The 17,076-nt window shown below is 70.0% G+C and carries 19 protein-coding genes; 6 read left to right on the top strand and 13 right to left on the bottom strand.

Annotated features, from left to right (window positions below; genetic code table 11):
* Nucleotides 1–80: 80 nt before the first annotated feature.
* Together AC1RL8_RS23660 and AC1RL8_RS23655 are read left to right on the top strand one after the other, a co-directional pair.
* Nucleotides 81–251, top strand: coding sequence for a hypothetical protein (locus AC1RL8_RS23660; protein WP_167395080.1), 171 nt, complete (start codon nt 81–83; stop codon nt 249–251).
* A 91-nt stretch (nt 252–342) separates the two neighbouring features.
* On the top strand, nt 343–666 hold the full coding sequence (locus AC1RL8_RS23655; protein WP_095747332.1) for a hypothetical protein: 324 nt from the start codon (nt 343–345) through the stop codon (nt 664–666).
* Between the two features lie 12 nt (nt 667–678).
* Here the strand turns inward: AC1RL8_RS23655 and AC1RL8_RS23650 are convergent, their stop codons facing one another.
* Nucleotides 679–1,566 carry a LysR family transcriptional regulator gene (locus tag AC1RL8_RS23650; protein ID WP_492687086.1) on the bottom strand — a complete coding sequence of 296 codons (888 nt, stop codon included), beginning with the start codon at nt 1,564–1,566 and terminating at the stop codon, nt 679–681.
* A gap of 89 nt (nt 1,567–1,655) precedes the next feature.
* Here AC1RL8_RS23650 and AC1RL8_RS23645 point away from each other — a divergent pair, with 89 nt between their 5' ends.
* Nucleotides 1,656–2,543, top strand: a complete 888-nt coding sequence (locus tag AC1RL8_RS23645; protein ID WP_492687087.1) for an EamA family transporter — start codon at nt 1,656–1,658, stop codon at nt 2,541–2,543.
* A gap of 4 nt (nt 2,544–2,547) precedes the next feature.
* Here the strand turns inward: AC1RL8_RS23645 and AC1RL8_RS23640 are convergent, their stop codons facing one another.
* The 11 genes from AC1RL8_RS23640 to AC1RL8_RS23590 form a co-directional block, all read right to left on the bottom strand.
* Nucleotides 2,548–3,474, bottom strand: coding sequence for a fatty acid desaturase family protein (locus AC1RL8_RS23640; RefSeq protein WP_492687088.1), 927 nt, complete (start codon nt 3,472–3,474; stop codon nt 2,548–2,550).
* 79 nt (nt 3,475–3,553) lie between these two features.
* Entirely contained in the window at nt 3,554–4,222 is a 669-nt protein-coding gene (locus tag AC1RL8_RS23635; protein WP_062482582.1) for a GntR family transcriptional regulator, read from the bottom strand.
* A gap of 44 nt (nt 4,223–4,266) precedes the next feature.
* The gene (locus AC1RL8_RS23630; RefSeq protein ID WP_492687089.1) at nt 4,267–5,541 is read right to left on the bottom strand and encodes an FAD-dependent oxidoreductase; all 1,275 of its coding nucleotides are present in this window, start codon (nt 5,539–5,541) and stop codon (nt 4,267–4,269) included.
* Nucleotides 5,538–5,786 carry a (2Fe-2S)-binding protein gene (locus AC1RL8_RS23625; protein ID WP_492687090.1) on the bottom strand — a complete coding sequence of 83 codons (249 nt, stop codon included), beginning with the start codon at nt 5,784–5,786 and terminating at the stop codon, nt 5,538–5,540. Before AC1RL8_RS23625 ends, AC1RL8_RS23630 begins: the two co-directional genes overlap by 4 nt.
* On the bottom strand, nt 5,783–6,886 hold the full coding sequence (locus AC1RL8_RS23620; RefSeq protein ID WP_492687091.1) for an NAD(P)/FAD-dependent oxidoreductase: 1,104 nt from the start codon (nt 6,884–6,886) through the stop codon (nt 5,783–5,785). Before AC1RL8_RS23620 ends, AC1RL8_RS23625 begins: the two co-directional genes overlap by 4 nt.
* Before the next feature lie 11 nt (nt 6,887–6,897).
* Entirely contained in the window at nt 6,898–7,833 is a 936-nt protein-coding gene (locus tag AC1RL8_RS23615; RefSeq protein WP_492687092.1) for a 4-hydroxyproline epimerase, read from the bottom strand.
* Nucleotides 7,834–7,848: 15 nt separating this feature from the next.
* A complete protein-coding gene (locus tag AC1RL8_RS23610) occupies nt 7,849–8,991 on the bottom strand; it encodes a branched-chain amino acid ABC transporter substrate-binding protein (RefSeq protein ID WP_070063320.1) in 1,143 nt (380 codons plus the stop codon).
* A 450-nt stretch (nt 8,992–9,441) separates the two neighbouring features.
* On the bottom strand, nt 9,442–10,416 hold the full coding sequence (locus tag AC1RL8_RS23605) for a tripartite tricarboxylate transporter substrate-binding protein (RefSeq protein WP_492686736.1): 975 nt from the start codon (nt 10,414–10,416) through the stop codon (nt 9,442–9,444).
* 40 nt (nt 10,417–10,456) lie between these two features.
* Nucleotides 10,457–11,662: a M20 aminoacylase family protein gene (locus AC1RL8_RS23600; RefSeq protein WP_492686737.1), complete on the bottom strand. Its 1,206-nt coding sequence runs from the start codon at nt 11,660–11,662 to the stop codon at nt 10,457–10,459.
* Nucleotides 11,663–11,756: 94 nt separating this feature from the next.
* Nucleotides 11,757–12,611 (bottom strand): pirin family protein, encoded by an 855-nt coding sequence (locus tag AC1RL8_RS23595; RefSeq protein WP_492686738.1) that lies wholly within the window; start codon nt 12,609–12,611, stop codon nt 11,757–11,759.
* Nucleotides 12,608–13,198 carry an NADPH-dependent FMN reductase gene (locus AC1RL8_RS23590; protein ID WP_062473622.1) on the bottom strand — a complete coding sequence of 197 codons (591 nt, stop codon included), beginning with the start codon at nt 13,196–13,198 and terminating at the stop codon, nt 12,608–12,610. The genes AC1RL8_RS23595 and AC1RL8_RS23590 overlap by 4 nt, the downstream gene beginning before the upstream one ends.
* 139 nt (nt 13,199–13,337) lie before the next feature.
* Here AC1RL8_RS23590 and AC1RL8_RS23585 point away from each other — a divergent pair, with 139 nt between their 5' ends.
* Together AC1RL8_RS23585 and AC1RL8_RS23580 are read left to right on the top strand one after the other, a co-directional pair.
* On the top strand, nt 13,338–14,267 hold the full coding sequence (locus tag AC1RL8_RS23585) for a LysR family transcriptional regulator (RefSeq protein WP_492686739.1): 930 nt from the start codon (nt 13,338–13,340) through the stop codon (nt 14,265–14,267).
* 38 nt (nt 14,268–14,305) lie between these two features.
* Nucleotides 14,306–14,782, top strand: coding sequence for an FKBP-type peptidyl-prolyl cis-trans isomerase (locus tag AC1RL8_RS23580; protein WP_062473516.1), 477 nt, complete (start codon nt 14,306–14,308; stop codon nt 14,780–14,782).
* A 66-nt stretch (nt 14,783–14,848) separates the two neighbouring features.
* On the opposite strand, the gene AC1RL8_RS23575 is transcribed toward AC1RL8_RS23580, so the two are convergent.
* A complete protein-coding gene (locus tag AC1RL8_RS23575) occupies nt 14,849–16,426 on the bottom strand; it encodes a CYTH and CHAD domain-containing protein (RefSeq protein ID WP_492686740.1) in 1,578 nt (525 codons plus the stop codon).
* A gap of 165 nt (nt 16,427–16,591) precedes the next feature.
* On the opposite strand from AC1RL8_RS23575, the gene AC1RL8_RS23570 reads away from it, so the two are divergent.
* A complete protein-coding gene (locus tag AC1RL8_RS23570) occupies nt 16,592–17,008 on the top strand; it encodes a VOC family protein (protein WP_095747343.1) in 417 nt (138 codons plus the stop codon).
* The last annotated feature ends 68 nt before the right edge of the window (nt 17,009–17,076 follow it).

Genomic DNA, 17,076 nt, shown 5'->3' with positions numbered 1-17,076 from the left:
TCCTGTTTGGGCGCTTGGCAGACGAAATCTGCCGATGTGGCCTAATCGGGGGTCGAACATCTTTTTTATCCGAGCTTTCCATGCCCAAGAAAATCCGTACCGAAGCCGACCGTCTTGCCAGCCCGAAGCCGACGCCCATGCCCGGCTACACCGTGCCGCGCAACGGTGGCGGCCAGAAGATCAGCCTCGAGCGCGGCACCGCCACGCGCAGCAAGAAGAACCCGGGCAAGCGCCCGAGCAAGGGCGGCTGATCCAGCCCCCGCGGCTCTTTCTTCGGAGCCACGACGAACGCGCCCCCGGGCGCGTTTTGTCATTAGGGCCTGCCCTGCATCACGCGCCGCCATGTCCGACGACAACCAGATCTACATCCCGCCCTCGTTCTTCGCGGTCTACAGCGACGCGCGCCAGCGCCTGCGCGAACCGATCGACGTGGTGCGCGCACGCTACGAGATCTGCGAAGACCTCGCCGGCCACCTCGTGGGCCATGCGCAGATCCAGCACCACACCGAGGTGCCGGTCGAAAGCGAGATCCTGCGGCGCATCCACGCCGGGCTGGCCACGCCGGAATCGGGCGTGTCGGTGCCCGAGGCCGGCTGGATCGTGCAGCGGCTGGCCGAGCTGCTGGGGTGGGAAGCGCCCGAGATCGCCGAGCCGGCGGGCGACTAGCCCCCGCGCACCTCACCGCGCCGCGAACCGCTCCAGCAGGAAGTCGACAAAGGCCCGCGTCTTCGCCGCCAGGTGACGCGAGGGGTACACGGCGTACACCGGCGTGCGGTCGGCCTCCCAGTCGGCGAGCACGGCTTCGAGCCGGCCCGCCGCCAGCTCCTGCTCGACATAGATGCGCGGCACCAGGCTCAGGCCGAAGCCGGCGAGCAGCGCGTCGCGCACGGCGATGCTGGAGCTGACCTTGTAGCGCCCGTCGATCGGCACCGCCACGCTGCGCCCGGCGCGGCGGAAGGTCCATTTGTTCGCGTGGCCCGACAGGGTGAACTGCACGCACTCGTGGGCCTTCAGGTCTTCGGGCGCGGCGGGCCGGCCGTGGGCCGCGAAGTAGCCGGGCGCGCCGCACAGCACGTGGGTCATGGTCATGAGCTCGCGCGCGACCAGGCTCGAATCTTCCAGCCGGTCGCTGCCGCGGATTGCGAGGTCGTAGCCCTCGCCGATCAGGTCGGTGCGGGTGTCCTGCAGGTTCAGCTCGAGCCGCAGGTTCGGGTGGCGCGCCAGGAAGGCGGGGATGTGCGGCGAGATGCAGGTCAGCGCGAAGGTCAGCGGCGCGCTCACGCGCAGCACGCCGCCCGGGCTCGCGCCCACGGGCGCCAGCGCGGCGTCGGCCTCGTCCAGGTCGTCGAGGATGCGCGCGAGCCGCTCCACGTAGGCCGCGCCAGCCTCGGTGAGGCTCATGCTGCGCGTGGTGCGGTTGATCAGCCGCACCTTCAGGTGCGCCTCCAGCTCGGCGATGTTCTTGCTGACGGCCGCCGCCGACAGCCCCAGCTGCCGCGCGGCGCCGGCGAAGCTGCCCGCCGCGGCGGTGGTGCGAAAGACCTTGAGGGCGGTGAGATGGTCCATGGGCCGGCGCTCGATTGACGACTGTCAGTAAAGAATCAATTCATTATTCGAGCATTCACAACCACAGGTCAACGCCCTAGATTCGAGCCATGACCTCCCGCACCACCGACCTCCTGCTCACCGCGATCGCGCCCGCGGTCTGGGGCAGCACCTACATCGTGACCACCGAGCTGCTGCCGGCGAACTACCCGCTGACGGTGGCGCTGCTGCGCGCGCTGCCGGCCGGCCTGCTGCTGATGCTCATCGTGCGCCAGTTGCCGCCCCGGGCGTGGTGGGGACGCATCCTGCTGCTGGGCGCGCTGAACTTCTCGGTGCTGTGGGCGATGCTGTTCCTGGCCGCCTACCGGCTGCCGGGCGGCGTGGCGGCCACCATCACCTCGGTGCAGCCGCTGTTCGTGGTGTTCCTCGCGGGCCTGCTGCTGGGCGCGCCGGTGCGCGCGCTGTCGGTGGCGGCGGCCGTGATCGGCATGGGCGGGGTGGCGCTGCTGGTGCTCACGCCGAACGCCGCGCTCGACGCGCTGGGCATCGCCGCGGCGCTCGCGGCGGCGGTGTCGATGGCCTTCGGCACGGTGCTGAGCCGCCGCTGGCAGCCGCCGGTGTCGGCGCTGACCTTCACGGCCTGGCAGCTGACGGCCGGCGGCCTGCTGCTGCTGCCGGTGGCGCTGTGGCTGGAGCCGCCGCTGCCCGCGCTCACGGCGATGAACTGGGTCGGCTTCGCCTGGCTCGGCCTGGTCGGCGCCGCGCTCACCTACATCGTGTGGTTCCGCGGCGTGGCGCGGCTGGAGCCCTCGGCGATCGCGCCGCTGGCCTTCCTGAGCCCGGTGACGGCGGTGATCCTGGGCTGGGCGTTGCTGGGCCAGAGCCTCTCGGGCTGGCAGATGGCGGGCATCGGCATCGTGATCGCGAGCATCTGGCTGAGCCAGCAGGCGCAGCGCGGTGGGCAGCCGGTGGCGACGGTGCCTGTGCCCAGCCGCTGAAGGCTTACGCCACTGGCGCTGCCTGGCGCAGCAGCTGCAGGTAGCCGGGCTGCACTTCCATGCGCGCCGTCGCGCCTTGGCGCTGCAGCAGGCGGTGCGCCTTCGGCAGCGCCCAGCAGGGCAGGTTGGTGAACATATGGTGCTCGCAGTGGTAGTTGACCCAGTAGGGCGCCACGAAGATGCGTTCGAGCCAGCCGGCGTGCGTGGTGCGCGCCTGGCGCAGCGGGTCGGCCTCGTTCTGCGCCACCAGCGCATGCTCGGCGATGTTGCGCACGCGGCTCACGAGCGGCAGCCAGGTCGCCATCGGCAGCAGCCACATCAGCACCCAGGCCCACCACACGCCGGCCAGCGTGAAGGCCAGCAGGCCCAGGCCGTTGCCGATGAGAAAACGCCTGTCCTTCGCGAGTTCGCGCACGAACACGCGCAGCGCCGATTCGCCCGGCGCGCGCTGGCGCAGGGCGTCGGCGATGTGGCCGAAGCGCTGCTTGTAGAAGGTCTGGCCGCTGAGGTCGCGCGCGACCTTGCGCCACATCGAGTCGCGCGAGATCGGGAAGGGCGCAGACAGCACGAGGTCCGGGTCTTCGGTCTGCTGCACGAAGCGGTGGTGCTGCAGGTGATACGGCCGGTAGTCGCGCAGCGTGGGCGAGCACAGCCAGTAGCCGACCCAGTCGTTCACCTTGCGATTGCGGTGCAGCCCCGCGTGCGCGGCGTCGTGCATGAGGATGAACAGGCCCAGCTGGCGCGTGCCGACGATCGGCACCATGAGCGGAATCGTCCACGGCCACACGATGCCCACGAGCATCGCGGCGCCGATCACGCCCCAGCAGTGCGCCACCAGCCACAGGCCTCGCCAGGACGAGCGCGCGGTGAGCGATTGCCACTCGTCGGGGGTGAAGAAGTCTTCGGGTCGAGCGCGGGGTGCAGCGGCCATCGGGCCAGTATGCGGCGAAGGCGCCGGCAGATCACGCGTAGTTCCCCGGTGTGGGCGGGGGCAGGCGAGGCCCTTCGGCCTACTTGTCGATGATTTTGCGGGCGAAGACTTCGAGGTAGTCCATGAGCCGCTCGGCGCCCGCGATGGCCGCGGCCTCGTCGCCGGTGGCGATGCCCTGCGCCAGTTCGAGGTGCGCGTTGGCGCCCTCGACGATCTCGCCCTCGTGCTGGTAGGCGTACCAGAAGCGCCGGCACTGCACGATCAGCGGCACCACCGCCTTCACCGCCGAGTCGTTGTGGCTCGCCTGGTGGGTGACGAGGTCGAGCGCGCGGTCGGCCTGCATGTAGTCGTTCAGGTCGCCGCGGCCCGCGGCCTCGACCATGGCCTCGGCGCAGCGCACGATGGCCTGGCGCTGCGGCGCGGTGGCGCGGCGCGCGGCGCAGGCGGCGATCAGCTGCTCGAGCACGCGGCGGGTCTGGATCACGTCGAGGTGGTCGGCCAGGTCGATGGTCGACACCAGCAGGCCGCGGCGCGGCTGCTGCACGATGAGGCCGATCGACACCATGCGCATCAGCGCCTCGCGCACCGGCGTGCGGCCCAGGCCCGTGCGCTCGGCCAGCTCGGCCTCGACGATCTGACTGCCGGGCTCCAGCTGCATGGTGGACAGCAGCGCCTCGATGGCGTCGTAGGCTAGGTCGGCCGCGCGGCGCTTGGGCGGGGGTCGGGGAGCGGTCTTCGGGGCAGCCATGGTGGGGGTGTGGATGTGCTCGTGCGTGTGCGGATGCGTGGCCGTCATTGTCGGGCGTCGCCGGGGGCTGCAAGCCCGGCCAGTGTCTCGATGCGCACCGGCACCAGCGGCGGGCGCGGCGCGGGCGGCGTCCAGCCGAACAGGAACTGCGCCGCGTCGCCGCACACGCGCCCCTGGCAGGCGCCCATGCCGCAGCGGCGGTGCAGCTTGGCGTCGGTCCAGCCGGTGCAGGCCGAGAGCGCGGCAAACGGCACGTCCTCGCAACGGCACACGAGCGTGTCGGGACGGGGCAGGGCCTTGAGGTCGTCGGCCAGCGCGAAGCGGCGGTGCAGCTGGGCGGCGAAAGCGTCCCAGCGGGCGCGCTCGCGGTCGTGGGTGCGGGCCTTCGCGGCCTCGCCGACGGCGGCGTGACCGGCGATGGTGCCCTGCACCAGCGCGCGCTCGCTGCCGCCGAAGCCGGTGCATTCGCCGGCTGCGTAGATGCCTGCGACGCTCGTGGCCTGCAACGCATCGACCGCGAGCCCCGGCCCCGCGAGCGCGCAGCCGAGCAACTGGCCCAGCTGCGTGTTGGGCGTGAGCCCGAAACCGCAGGCGATGCGATCGCAGGCCATCTCGACCTCACGATCACCTTGGCGCAGCCGCACCGATTCGACCTGCGTCGTGCCCTGTGCCGAGACGATGCGCGACGCCGTGCGGTACTGCGTGTCGGCCAGCGTGAGCGCCTGCACGGCCTTGCCGGGCCAGCGCACGAGGCTGGCACCGAAGGCCGCGACCGAGGCGAACGAGGCCTGCTCGGCGATGCGCAGCACCTGCGCGCCCGCCGCCTTGGCGGTGGCTGCAGCGGCCAGCAGCAGGGGCCCGCTGCCCGCGATGACGATGCGTTCGCCCTCGACCGGCAGGCCCGCCTTGATCAGCGCCTGCAGCCCGCCCGCGCCCGTCACGCCGGGCAGCGTCCAACCGGGGAAGGGCAGCAGCAACTCGCGGGCGCCGGTGCACAGGATGAGCTTTGTCCATCGCATGCGCGTCGCGCCCTCGGCGTCTTCGAGCAGCAGTTCATGCGAAGCAGGCGCGGCGACCACACGCGTGCCGCTGCGCACGCGCAGGTTCGCGTGGCGTGCGAGCGCCTCGCGCCACTGGCGTGCCGCCGGTGGCAGCGACGCGCCGGGGCCGTCGCGCCAGATCTGTCCGCCGGGTGCGGGGTTGTCGTCGATCACCACGACCGACGCGCCGCTGGCCGCCGCCGCCACGGCCGCGGCCATGCCCGCGGGGCCCGCGCCGACGACCAGCACATCGCAGGTGTCGAACGCCACGCCGCTCATGCCGTCGTCTCCACGCGCATGCCGTCGGCGCACACGGTCTGGCAGGCGAGGCGTCGCCGTCCATCGATCTGCACGCGGCATTCCTGGCACACGCCCATGCCGCAGAGCGGCGCACGCGGCTGGCCCGTGACCGAGGTGCGCGCCGCGCCCATGCCGCCCGCAATGCGCAAGGCAGCGGCGACCGAGCTACCCGCCTTCACGCGCACAGGCTGTCCGTCGATGTGCAGCAAGGTTTGAGCGCTCATGCCCGCTCCCGCAGGCCGCGCGGCGCATACGGCGCGGCGTCGAAATCGGGCGTTGCACCAGTCATCAGCGCCGCGAGCACGTGCGCGCTGCCCGGCGCCGTGGTCACGCCCAGCCCTTCGTGCCCGACCGCGAGCCAGAGCTTCTCGCGCCACGGATGCCTGCCCAGCAGCGGCAGGCCGTCGGGCGAGGCGGCGCGCAGGCCGGTCCACGCGCGCACGGCATTCAGGTCGGCGAGCCCCGGCAGGTAGTCGAGCGTGCGTTGCAGCATGCGCGCGAGCATCGGTGCCTCCACGGCCAGGTCGGTCGTGTCGAACTGGCGCGACGAGCCCACCAGCAGCTGCCCCGTGGGCCGCGGCTGCACGTTGAAGGCGACCGAGTCGCCGTCGCTGTGGTGCGCGCTGGTCACGTAGCCGAGTTCGACGAGCTGGTGGCGCACCGTGCCCGGGTAGCGGTCGGTGATGAGCAGGTGGCCCTTCTTCGGGCGGATCGGCAGCTCGGGGCACAGCGTCGTCGCCTCGATGCCGTTGGCGAGCACGACCTGCGGCGCGCGGCGGCGGCTGCCGTCGGCCAGGCGCAGCGTGCCGTCGTCCTCGATGGCCTCGACCTTCGCGTGCTCGACCTGCACCAACGCCGCGTGCTGCGCGAGCAGCCAGCGCGCGGCGTTCGGTGCATAGAGGATGCCGTCGCCCGGCACTTCGAGTGCGCCCGACAGGCCGGGGCGCAACGCGGGCTCGGCGCGTGCGAGTTCGGCCGCGCCCAGCAGGCGGCTCTCGATGCCGAGCGCGCCCAGTCGCTGCTGCTTGCGTTCGGCCTCGGCCATTTCCTCGTCGTTCGCCGCGATCCAGAGCGTGCCGCAGGGGCTGTAGGCGCAGTCGGCGCCCAGGCGCGGCGCGAGCGCGCGCCATTGCGCGACCGAATGGCGGCTGAGTTCGAGCTCGGCCGCGTTGTCGTCCATCACCACCAGGTGGCCCATGCCTGCGCCGGTGGCGCCGCCCAGGCGCGCGTCGAGCACGCGCACGCGGCGCCCGGCCTGCGCCAGCGCATGGGCACACGCCGCGCCGACGATGCCGGCGCCGATGACGATGACGTCCGCGTCCATGCGCCCCGGTGTCAGAGGCGGATGCCCCAGCCGAAGGGGTCTTCGTCGTCGATGAGCAATGTGGCTTCGGCACTGATGTGCGCGCGGCCGCGCAGCGTGGGAACGACCTGGTCGCCGTCCATCGCGTAGCTCGCCTCGAAGACGCTGCCGATCACGCTGGCCTGCCGCCACACCGCGCCCGGCGCGAGCTTGCCGTCGGCCGCGAGGCAGGCGATCTTGGCGCTGGTGCCGGTGCCGCAGGGCGAGCGGTCGTAGGCGTTGCCGGGGCACAGCACGAAGTTGCGGCTGTCGGCGCCTTCGTCATCGTTCGCGAAGAGTTCGATGTGGTCGATCTCCGCACCGTTCGCGCCCGTGATGCCCTGCGCCGCCAGTGCCTTGCGCAAGGCGGCGGTGTAGTCGGTCAGCGCCGCGAGGTTGTCGCTCGCCACGCGCTGGCCGTGTTCGCTCACGAGGAAGAACCAGTTGCCGCCCCACGCCACGTCGCCGCGCACCGTGCCGTGGCCCGGCAGCTCGACCGCCATCTGGTGCAGGTGCCGGTACGCGGGCACGTTGCGCACGCTCACCGAACCGTCTGCGTGCAGCGTGGTCGTGACCGTGCCCACAGGCGTCTCGATGCGGTGCTCGCCCACGCCGATGCGCCCCATGTGCGCCAGGCTCGCGACCAGCCCGATGGTGCCGTGGCCGCACATGCCCAGGTAGCCGGCGTTGTTGAAGAAGATCACGCCCGCCGCGGCATCGGGCGACACCGGCTCGCACAGCAGCGCGCCGACCACGACGTCGCTGCCGCGCGGCTCCAGCACGGCGGCGGCGCGCCACTTGTCGTACTGGTCTGCGAGCAGCGTGCGGCGCTCGGCCATGGAGCCTTTCCCCAGATCGGGAAAGCCGCCGATCACAAGGCGCGTGGGCTCGCCGCCCGTGTGCGAGTCGATGACCTGGATGCGTTGCATGGGTGTGAGGCTCACTCAGTAACTGGCGATCGGCACGGGGGCCGCGTTCTTGAAGGTGAAGACGGTGATGGGCGCCTGCTTCATGTTGCCCTTGTCGTCGTACGCGTAGGTGGCGGCCACGCCCTTGTAGGTGGCCTTGTAGAGCTCGGCGCCGACCTTGTCGGGGTCGATGGCGTTGGCCTTCTTCATCGACTCGCCGATGAACAGCACCTGGTCGTAGTACGAGGCGGCGTACGCGTCGGGATCGATGTTGAAGCGCTTCTTGAACTTCTCCTTGAACGCCGGGCCGCTTTGCGCCTTCTCCAGCATGGAGCCGCCCTGCGCGCAGAACACCAGGTCATTCACCGCGTCGCCGCCGATCTTGCCGGTGGCCGGGCTGCACACGGTGTCGCCGCCCAGCAGCTTGCCGGGCACGGCCAGCTGCTTCATCTGGCGCGCCATGGGCGCGGCCTGCGGCGCGTAGCCGCCGAAGAAGATCGCCTCGGGCGCCTTGCCCTTCATGTTGGTCAGGATGGCGGTGAAGTCGACGGCCTTGTCGGTGGTGAACTCCTGGCCGACGATGGTGAGGCCCTGTTTCTTCGCTTCCTTGGTGAACTCTTCGGCGAGGCCCTGGCCGAAGGCCGTGCGGTCGTCGATCACGCCGACCTTCTTCACCTTCAGTTCCTTGGCCGCGTACACGGCCATGGCGCCGCCGATCTGGTTGTCGCTCGCGATGATGCGGTACAGGTTCTTGTAGCCGCCCTGCGTGACCTTCGGGTTGGTGCCCACGGTGGACACCAGCGTGCCGCCGTCGCTGTAGATGCGCGAGGCCGGAATGGCCACGCCCGAGCAGTACGGGCCCATGACGAACTTGACGCCGTCGTCGACGAACTTCTGCGCCACGCTGACGCCGGTCTTGGCGTCGCACTGGTCGTCTTCGGAGACCAGCTCGAACTTCAGCGTCTTGCCGCCGACGCTGAGCTTCTTCGCATTGAGTTCTTCGATGGCCAGGCGGATGCCGTTTTCATTGTCCTTGCCTGCGAAGGCGTTGGGACCCGACAGCGGACCGCTGTGGCCGATCTTGACCACCTGCTCCTGGGCCTGCGCGGGACTGGCCACGGCCAGGGCGACCAGGCCCGCGAGACTGAATGAGGAAACCATGCCTGCTTGTGACTTCATGCTTCTTCCTAGGGTTGGGAACAATGAAAAACGACAGGGCCCGGCTGCATGGAGACCTGTCTCAGTTTAAATATATTAAGTACATATCTTGTAGATATCTGCGGGGCAAGCGCTCTTTCGGTCGCTGGGGTTCTGTGATATCTGTGAACGAACGGGCCGTTCAGGGCGGCGATCCCGCCGACGGGGAGCCTTGCTCCGCGAATGTCCTCCGGCCTGCGGCCTCCCCCTTGATTTCGCTGCGCAAGGCACCCCATCGACGTGCTCGTTGGGCAGTACGGTGATTGATCAGCTGAGAACCGACAGCGTGCCCCGTGCCCGGGACACTGGGTGCTTCCCGCAGCGAAATCAAGGAGGAGGGGCGAAGCCCCGGGGGACATTCGCGGAGGGAAGTACCCGGTGGCCCGGGCACGCGCCCCGGACAGGAGCACCAACCCGGACAACAACAAAAGGTCAGTCGACCTTCGCCCCTGAAGCCTTCACCACCGCCCCCATCGCATCCCAGTCCGCACGCAGCAGCTTCTGGAAGGCTTCGGCACTCTGGCTGCGCGGCTCCACGCCCAGGCGCTTGAAGCGTTCCTGGATCGCCGGATCGGCCAGCACCTTGTTGGTCGCCGCGTTGATGCGCTCGACCTCGGCCTTCGGCGTGCCCGCCGGTGCCAGCAGGCCAATCCACGAATCGAAGGCATAGCCCGGCAGGCCGCTCTCGCCCACCGTCGGCAGCTTCGGCAGGAAGGGGCTGCGCGCCTGGCCCGTGGAGGCCAGCAGCTTCACGCGCGCGTCGTCCTGGAAGCCCATCACGCCGATGCTCGACGAGATCACCGCCTGCACCCGGCCCGCAAGCACCTCGTTCACGGCCTCGCCGGTTGACTTGGTCGGGATGTGCGTCATCTGCAGGCCCGCCTTCGCGAGGAACGACGCCATCGCCAGGTGCGTGGCGCTGCCGTTGCCGGCCGAGGCGTAGTTGTACTTGCCGGGGTTGGCCTTGACCTCCTTGATGAAGTCGGCCGTGGTCGACACGTTCATGCCGCTGGCCACCGCCAGCACGTAGCCCGCATTGCCCACGTTGGCCACGCCGACGAAGTCCTTCAGCGGGTCGTAGGGCAGCTTGCTGTACAGGAAGCCCGCGATGTTGTGGCTGGCCGCCGCCAGCACCAGCGTGTTGCCGTCGGCCGGCGCCTTGGCCGCCACCGCCGCGCCCACCGTGCCGCCCGCGCCCGCGCGGTTCTCGACGATGGCGCTGCCGCCGAGCGCGACGCCCAGCTCGTTGTTGAAGGCGCGCGCCACCGTGTCCTGCACGGCGCCCGTGCCGAAGGGCACGATGATGTGGATCACGCGTTGCTGCGCGTGCGCGGCGCCAAGGCCGCCCAGGGCCACGGCGGCTGCAAGCGCAGCCAGCGAACGTCGGGTGAACAGGGGAAAAGTCATCGAGGTGGCCGCTTTCATCGTCAACAAAAAAAGTCGTTTTTCAGGTGCCCGACGGCAGCCAGCGCTGCACCAGCTTCACGAAGTAGCTGGCACCGATCGGGATGATCTCGTCGTTGAAGTCGAACGAGGTGTTGTGGATGATGCAAGGGCCGGGCCCGTGGCCATCGAGCCGGTGGTCGCCGTCGCCATTGCCCAGGAACGCATAGCAACCGGGCCGCGCGAGCAGCATGTGCGCGAAGTCCTCGGCGCCCATCACGGCGGGAAAGTTGTCGGTGACCATGTCGTCGCCCACCACCTCGCGCATCACGCCGGCGGCAAAGCGCGCCTCGGCCGGATGGTTCACGGTCGGCGGCGAGGAGCGGTTGAAGTACACCTCGGCCGTGCAGCCATGCGCCGCCGCCACGCCGGCCGCCACTTCGCGCAGCCGCGCCTCGAGCTTGTCGATGGCCTCGATGGAAAAGGTGCGGATCGTGCCGCCCACCGTCGCCACATCGGGAATCACGTTCGGCGCATCCGAACCCTGCAGCTGCGTGACCGCCAGCAGTGCGCGCTCGGTGCTGGGAATGGTGCGCGCCACGATGGTCTGCAGCTGCTGCGCCAGCGTGACCACCGCGGCCACCGGGTCGATGCCGGTGTGCGGCATCGAGGCGTGCGTGCCGCGCCCGCGCACGGTGATCTTGTAGGTGTTGCTCGATGCCATCAGCGCGCCTTCGTTGAGCGCGAAGCGGCCGACGTCGCCGACGGGAAAGTTGTGCAGCCCGAAGACCGCGTCGCACGGAAAGCGCTCGAACAGGCCCTCGTCGATCATCTTCTTGGCGCCCGCCTTGCCCATCTCCTCGGCAGGCTGGAAGATGAAATGCACGGTGCCGTCGAAATCATCGGGCCCTTGTTGCGACAGATGCCAGGCGGCGGCCAGCAGCATCGTCGTGTGGCCGTCGTGGCCGCAGGCGTGCATGCGGCCGGGGTTCGTCGACTTGTGGGCGAACTCGTTGGCTTCGTGCAGCGGCAGCGCGTCCATGTCGGCGCGCAGGCCGATGGTGCGGGCCCCCGTGCCCTTGCGCAGCACGCCGACCAGGCCCGTGCCCGCGATGCCGCGGTGCACCTCGATGCCCCATTCGGTCAGCAGGTTCGCGACCTTCTCGGAGGTGCGGTGCTCCTCGAAACCAAGTTCGGGGTGCGCGTGGATGTCGCGCCGGATGTCGATGAAGCGGGTGGCGTGGGCGGCGAAGGCGTCGACGAGATTCATGGCGGGCGGCTGCGGGATCGTTCGCGAAAAACAGAAGCGAACGATTCTGGCGCAGCCGCTCGCGCGGCGCATGCTGGCTTACGCGCGGTTCAGGCTAGCGGAGCCGGCCTTCCTCGCGCAGCTTCGCGCCGATGCGGCGGATCTCGGCCTCGCCCCGGTCGAGCGTCGCGCGGCTCGTGTGCACCGAGTAGTGGCCCATCACCAGCTCGTGCGGATGCGGCACCGCCGAGCCGAGCACGAAGGCCGTGTCGCCCTGCGCCACGACGTCGATGGCCGCACCGGATTCCTCGAACACCGCGAGCTCGCCCGTGCCGATGGGACCGCCGGTGCCGTCGCCCGCGTCGAGCCGGCCCGCATTCACCGCCACCCAGCCCACCGTGTGGCCGGCGGGCGGCGTGTAGCGCCAGCGTTCGCCGTCCTTCAGTTGCACGGCCAGGTAGTTCATCGGCGAGGGTGCTGGAATGGGGCTCTGCGCCGCGCCATGGCGCCCGAGCAGCACGCGCGCCGGGCCTTCCTGCGGCACCTGCGAGGGCGCGAGGTAGATGCTCTGCGCGGGCGCGTTTTCCTCCGCGGCCGGCAGCGCCACCCAGAGCTGGAAGCCCTGCACGCGCTTCACGCCCGGCGCCGGTGCGCCCGTGTGCCACACGCCGTTGCCGGCGCGCATCCACTCGACGCCGCCGCCGCGCAGCACGCCCTGTTCGCCGGTCGTGTCCTCGTACAGCGTGTCGCCTTCGATGAGCCAGGTCAGCGTGGCGATGCCCGAGTGCGGGTGCAGGCCGAAGCCCTTGTGGCCGCCGTCGACATCGAAGCCGAACAGGTCGAGGAACACGAAGGGCTTGAGGTACTCGCCCAGGTCGCCGGGGCTCATGAGCCGCGCGATCGGCCCATGCTTCGCGCCGCGCGTGCGGTAGACGATGGCGCGGGTGTCTGTTGCCACGGCGGTGGTCATGCGGCCTCCCTGGCGGTCTTCAGTGCGCGGGTCCACCACGCCATGTCGTCGAGCAGGCCCGTGGCCGACTGCGCCAGGTGCGGGAAGTCGTCGAACGACTTGCCCTGCTGCCAGATGCCGAGGAACTCGACCATGCCGATGTGCACCGCGTGGCGCACCGGCGCCATCTGCATCTCGACCGCGACCAGCCGCAGCTGCTCCACGGCCCGCGCCGCGCCCACGCCGCCGTAGCCCACGAAGCCGATTGGCTTGCGGATGAACTCCTTGTAGGCCCAGTCGATCGCGTTCTTCAGCACCGCGCTCGGGCCATGGTTGTACTCGGGCGTGACGATGATGAGCCCGTCGAAGGTGGCCAGCTTGGCCTGCCAGCGCTGCGCGGCCTCGTTCTTCACCGGCCCCCAGGCGGGCGCGCCGGCTTCGTTGAAAAAGGGCAGCGGGTGCTCGCGCAGATCGACCAGCTCGAAGGCGAGGTCGGTGCGCTGCTTCGCGATCTCGTGGATCCAGTGCGCGGGCTTCTCGCCGAAGCGGCCTTCGCGGGTCGAGCCGATGACGATGCCGATGCGGGGTTGTTGTTGCTGTCCGGTCATGGGGTGCGTGCTCCTGAATGAAATGAGGTGGTCGAAGGCCGGAAAGGCCATGGACTGAAGGTTAGGCACGCACGCATTGATCGACTAGACGGTAGAGTCGGATTGCACTCGTCCACCAACAGAAGGAATAGGCCCCGCCATGCTCGACCTCAACGACATCGCCGTCTTCGTGCAGGTGGTGCGCCACGGCAGCTTCGCCGAGGCCGGCCGCCGACTGGGCCTGCCGCCCAACACCGTAAGCCGGCGCATCCAGCAGCTGGAGGCGCAGCTCGGCACCCGGCTGCTGCAGCGCTCGACGCGCAAGCTCACGCTCACCGGCGCCGGGCAGGCCTTTCACGAACAGTGCGCGGAGGCGGTCGACGGGCTGGTCGAGGCCGGGCAGGCGCTCATCACTGGCAGCCAGGAACCCAGCGGCCGCGTGCGCGTGGCGGCCACGGCCGATTTCTTCGACTTCTTCCCCATGGCCTGGGTGGCCGACTTCCTGGCGGCGTACCCGCTGGTGCGCGTCGAGTTCGTGCTCAGCGACGCAAAAGCCGACCTGATTGCCGAGCAGATCGACATCGCCTTCCGCGGCGGCGCCCTGGCCGACTCGGGGTACGTCGCCCGCCAGCTGCTCGGCCCGCGCACCGACGGCCTCGTCGCCAGCCCCGCCTACCTGGCCGCACGTGGCACGCCCGCCACGCTGGGCGAGCTGGCCGATCACGACTGCGTGACCCCCGCCCACCCCAGCGGCCGCACCACGTGGCGCCTGACCGGGCCCGAGGGGAAGGAAGAAGAAGTGCAGGTGGGCGGTCGTTTCAGCGGCAACACCGCGCAGGCACTGCGCAAGGCCGCCATCGCCGGCCTGGGCATCGCGCTGCTGCCGCCGGCCATGGGGCGGCTCGATGTGGAGGCCGGGCGGCTGGTGCCGGTGCTGCCGCAGTACCAGCGCACCGGGCACGGGCTGAGCGTGGTCTACCCGAGCCGCAAGCACCTGCCGCGGGCGGTGTCGGCGTTCATCGGGATGGTGACGCAGAAGCTGCGGGAGGAGGAGGCGTTGCCGGATGTGTGGCGGGCGCGGATGACCTGACTTCGGACGCAGATCGATTTCCACAGAAAATGCCCGCCATGAAAATCGAAAAAGACACCGTCGTCACCCTCAAGTACAAAGTCGCCGACGCCCAGGGCAAGCTCATCGAAGCCAGCCCCGAGCCGATGGCCTACCTGCATGGCGGTTACGAGAACACCCTGCCCAAGATCGAGCAGGCGCTCGACGGCCAGGAAAAGGGCTACCAGACCACGCTGAACCTCGCCCCCGAAGACGCCTTCGGCCTGCGCGACGAGGCGCTGGTGCGCACCATCCCCAAGACCGAGTTCCCACCCGGCGTGAAGGTCGGCGGCCAGTTGCAGGGCCGGCTCGACGACGGCACCGAGCACGTCTTCACCGTGACCAAGATCAAGGGCCCGGTCGTGCTGCTCGACGGCAACCACCCCTGGGCCGGCAAGGCGCTGAAGTTCAGCCTGCAGGTGACGGACGTGCGCGCGGCGCTGCCGGTGGAGATCGAGCACCGGCATGTGCATGGGGCGCACGGGCACCATCACTGATTGACCGACCGTTGACGAATGCCGCAGGCCGCGTGGCCCGGCGTTCGTTTCGCCTGTTGTTTCTTCTTAGTTCTTCTTCCAGAACCTCGGCGCCTCGCTGATCGTCTCCAGCGCCTTGCGGCACGCCTTCGCACCTGCCGCGCGTCGCGCGCTGAACCAGCCGACCGCGAACCACGCACGCGGGTCGCGCACCGCGACCTCGCGGTACAGCGCGAGCGCCACGGCTTCGTCGTTGAATTCGCCCAGCGCGTCCTGCGCGGGGCGCAGTGCTTTCAGGTAGCGCTCGGCCGCGTCCTTCTTCTTTTTGCCGCCTTCCGCCTCGGCGAACAACGGCGCCACGAACTCCGCCAGGTAGCGCAGGCGCTTGAGCCGCTTGCGCGCGCGGTGCTGGTGTTCGGTGGCGAGCGATTCGAAACGCCGGCCGTCGCGCACCGCCTGTTTGTGCAAGCGCTGGAGCCGCTCGCGCAGCAACTGAAGGGCCGCGTCGGCAGCGAGCGGCGTCGGGCCCGTCGACTCGGGTGCGGCAGCGGTGAAGCCGATCAGCGACACGAGCACGTCCTGGAACGCGGCGGCGCGCACGATGTCGCCGGGTGTCAGCGCCGGCGCGGCAGCCGCATCGCTGGCATCGCCCGCCAGCGGATCGACCTCCGGCGCACCCGCCTCACGCAGCCGCGGCTGCGCGAGCTTCACGACCTGTTCGCGGTCGCGCAGTTCGCCGAGCGCGCGGAAGGCGTCGACCAGCGGCGGCTCCCAGGTGGCGGCATCGAAGCGGCTGGCGTCGGCATCGAGCCCCGCCAGTTCGCGCAGCGCGGTGCGCAGGCGGCGGATGCCGATGCGCAGCTGGTGCATCTGTTCTTCGTCGGTGCTGCCCGCGGCGATCTCGCTGGCGTTGGGCAGCATCTGGTCCAGGCACGACGCGACCACGGCCTGCTGGAGGGCGCGGCCGTCGCGGCTGTGAGCGGAAAAGCGCGGCGCTTCGGCCTTCACGGCGGGCACCGTCTCCTGTTCGGCCAGCAGGCGCATGCCGCGTTCGGCCTTCGAGACGGTGCTGAACCACAGGCCGTGCTGCTGCGACCAGCGCCGCGCGAGCGCCACGAGCCCCTGCACGTCGCCGCTCTTGAGTTCGAGCTCCAGCTCGCACACGGGCGAGGCGCGCTGCGCGGGCGTGCCCGCGTGCGCGACGACCTTGCCGACGTCCAGCGCCATCTCGACCACGGCGCCGGCCGGGCCGCTCACGCGCAGGTCGCGCGTGAGCCGCACGATGTCGGTCGACTGGCGCTCGACCAGCGGCACAGGGGCACCATCAGTCGGTTGCAGCAGGCGGGCCAGCCGCTCGCCGACGGGCGTGCCGGCGTGGCGCGCGGGGTCGATGGCGGGCGCGGTGGCGCCGGTGCCCAGGTCGACGTTGTGCTCGAGCCGGTGCAGCGCGTTGTCGCCGGCGGCCTTGACGGTCTGCACCCAGCGCCGGCCCTCCTTGCGCAGCCGCAGCACCATGCCGTCGGCAACGAGGCGCTGGTCGGCGGTGTCGAAATAACGGGCCTGCAGGCGCGTGCGCACGACGGCGCCGCGCCGCAATGCGGCTTCGACGGCCTTCAGGCGGCCGGCGGGAATACAGAACTTGAACTCGATTTCCATGGTGTTCATGATGCCCGCTCTTTTTCCCCCTCAACGAGGTGGTGCCGGCCGATTTCCGGTGCTTCGAAAAATCATGTGGACACCGTCCATTTTCTTTGGTATCTTTTGTGGACGGCGTACACAAAGACGCCGACACACACCCGATCCACCCTTCATCGATACAGGAAAGACACCATGGCCACCAAGCAGATCTTCGTGAACCTCCCCGTCCGGAACCTCGACAAGAGCAAGGCTTTCTTCGGCGCGCTGGGCTACACCTTCAACCCGCAGTTCACCGACGCCAACGCCGCCTGCATGGTCATCCACGAAGGCAGCATCCACGCGATGCTGCTGATGGAGGACTACTTCAAGACCTTCACGAACCAGGGCATCGCCGACGCCCGCAAGGAGAACGAGGTGCTGGTGTGCCTGTCGTGCGAGAGCCGGGCCGAGGTCGACGATCTGGTCGCCAAGGCGGTGGCCGCCGGCGGCACGACGCCGCGCGAGCCGAAGGACTACGGCTTCATGTACGGCCACGGCTTCCAGGACCTGGACGGCCACATCTGGGAACTGGTCTACATGGACCCGAACGCCGAGATGCCCTCGCAGTGAACGCGGGGGCCGGACGATGCCCATCGTTCCATATGCGCTCTTGATCGTTGCGCGCAAGGCACCTACCG

It is taken from the genome of Variovorax sp. GW822-FHT04E09 (assembly GCF_058800845.1).
This window is presented reverse-complemented; position numbering and strand designations above follow the sequence as displayed.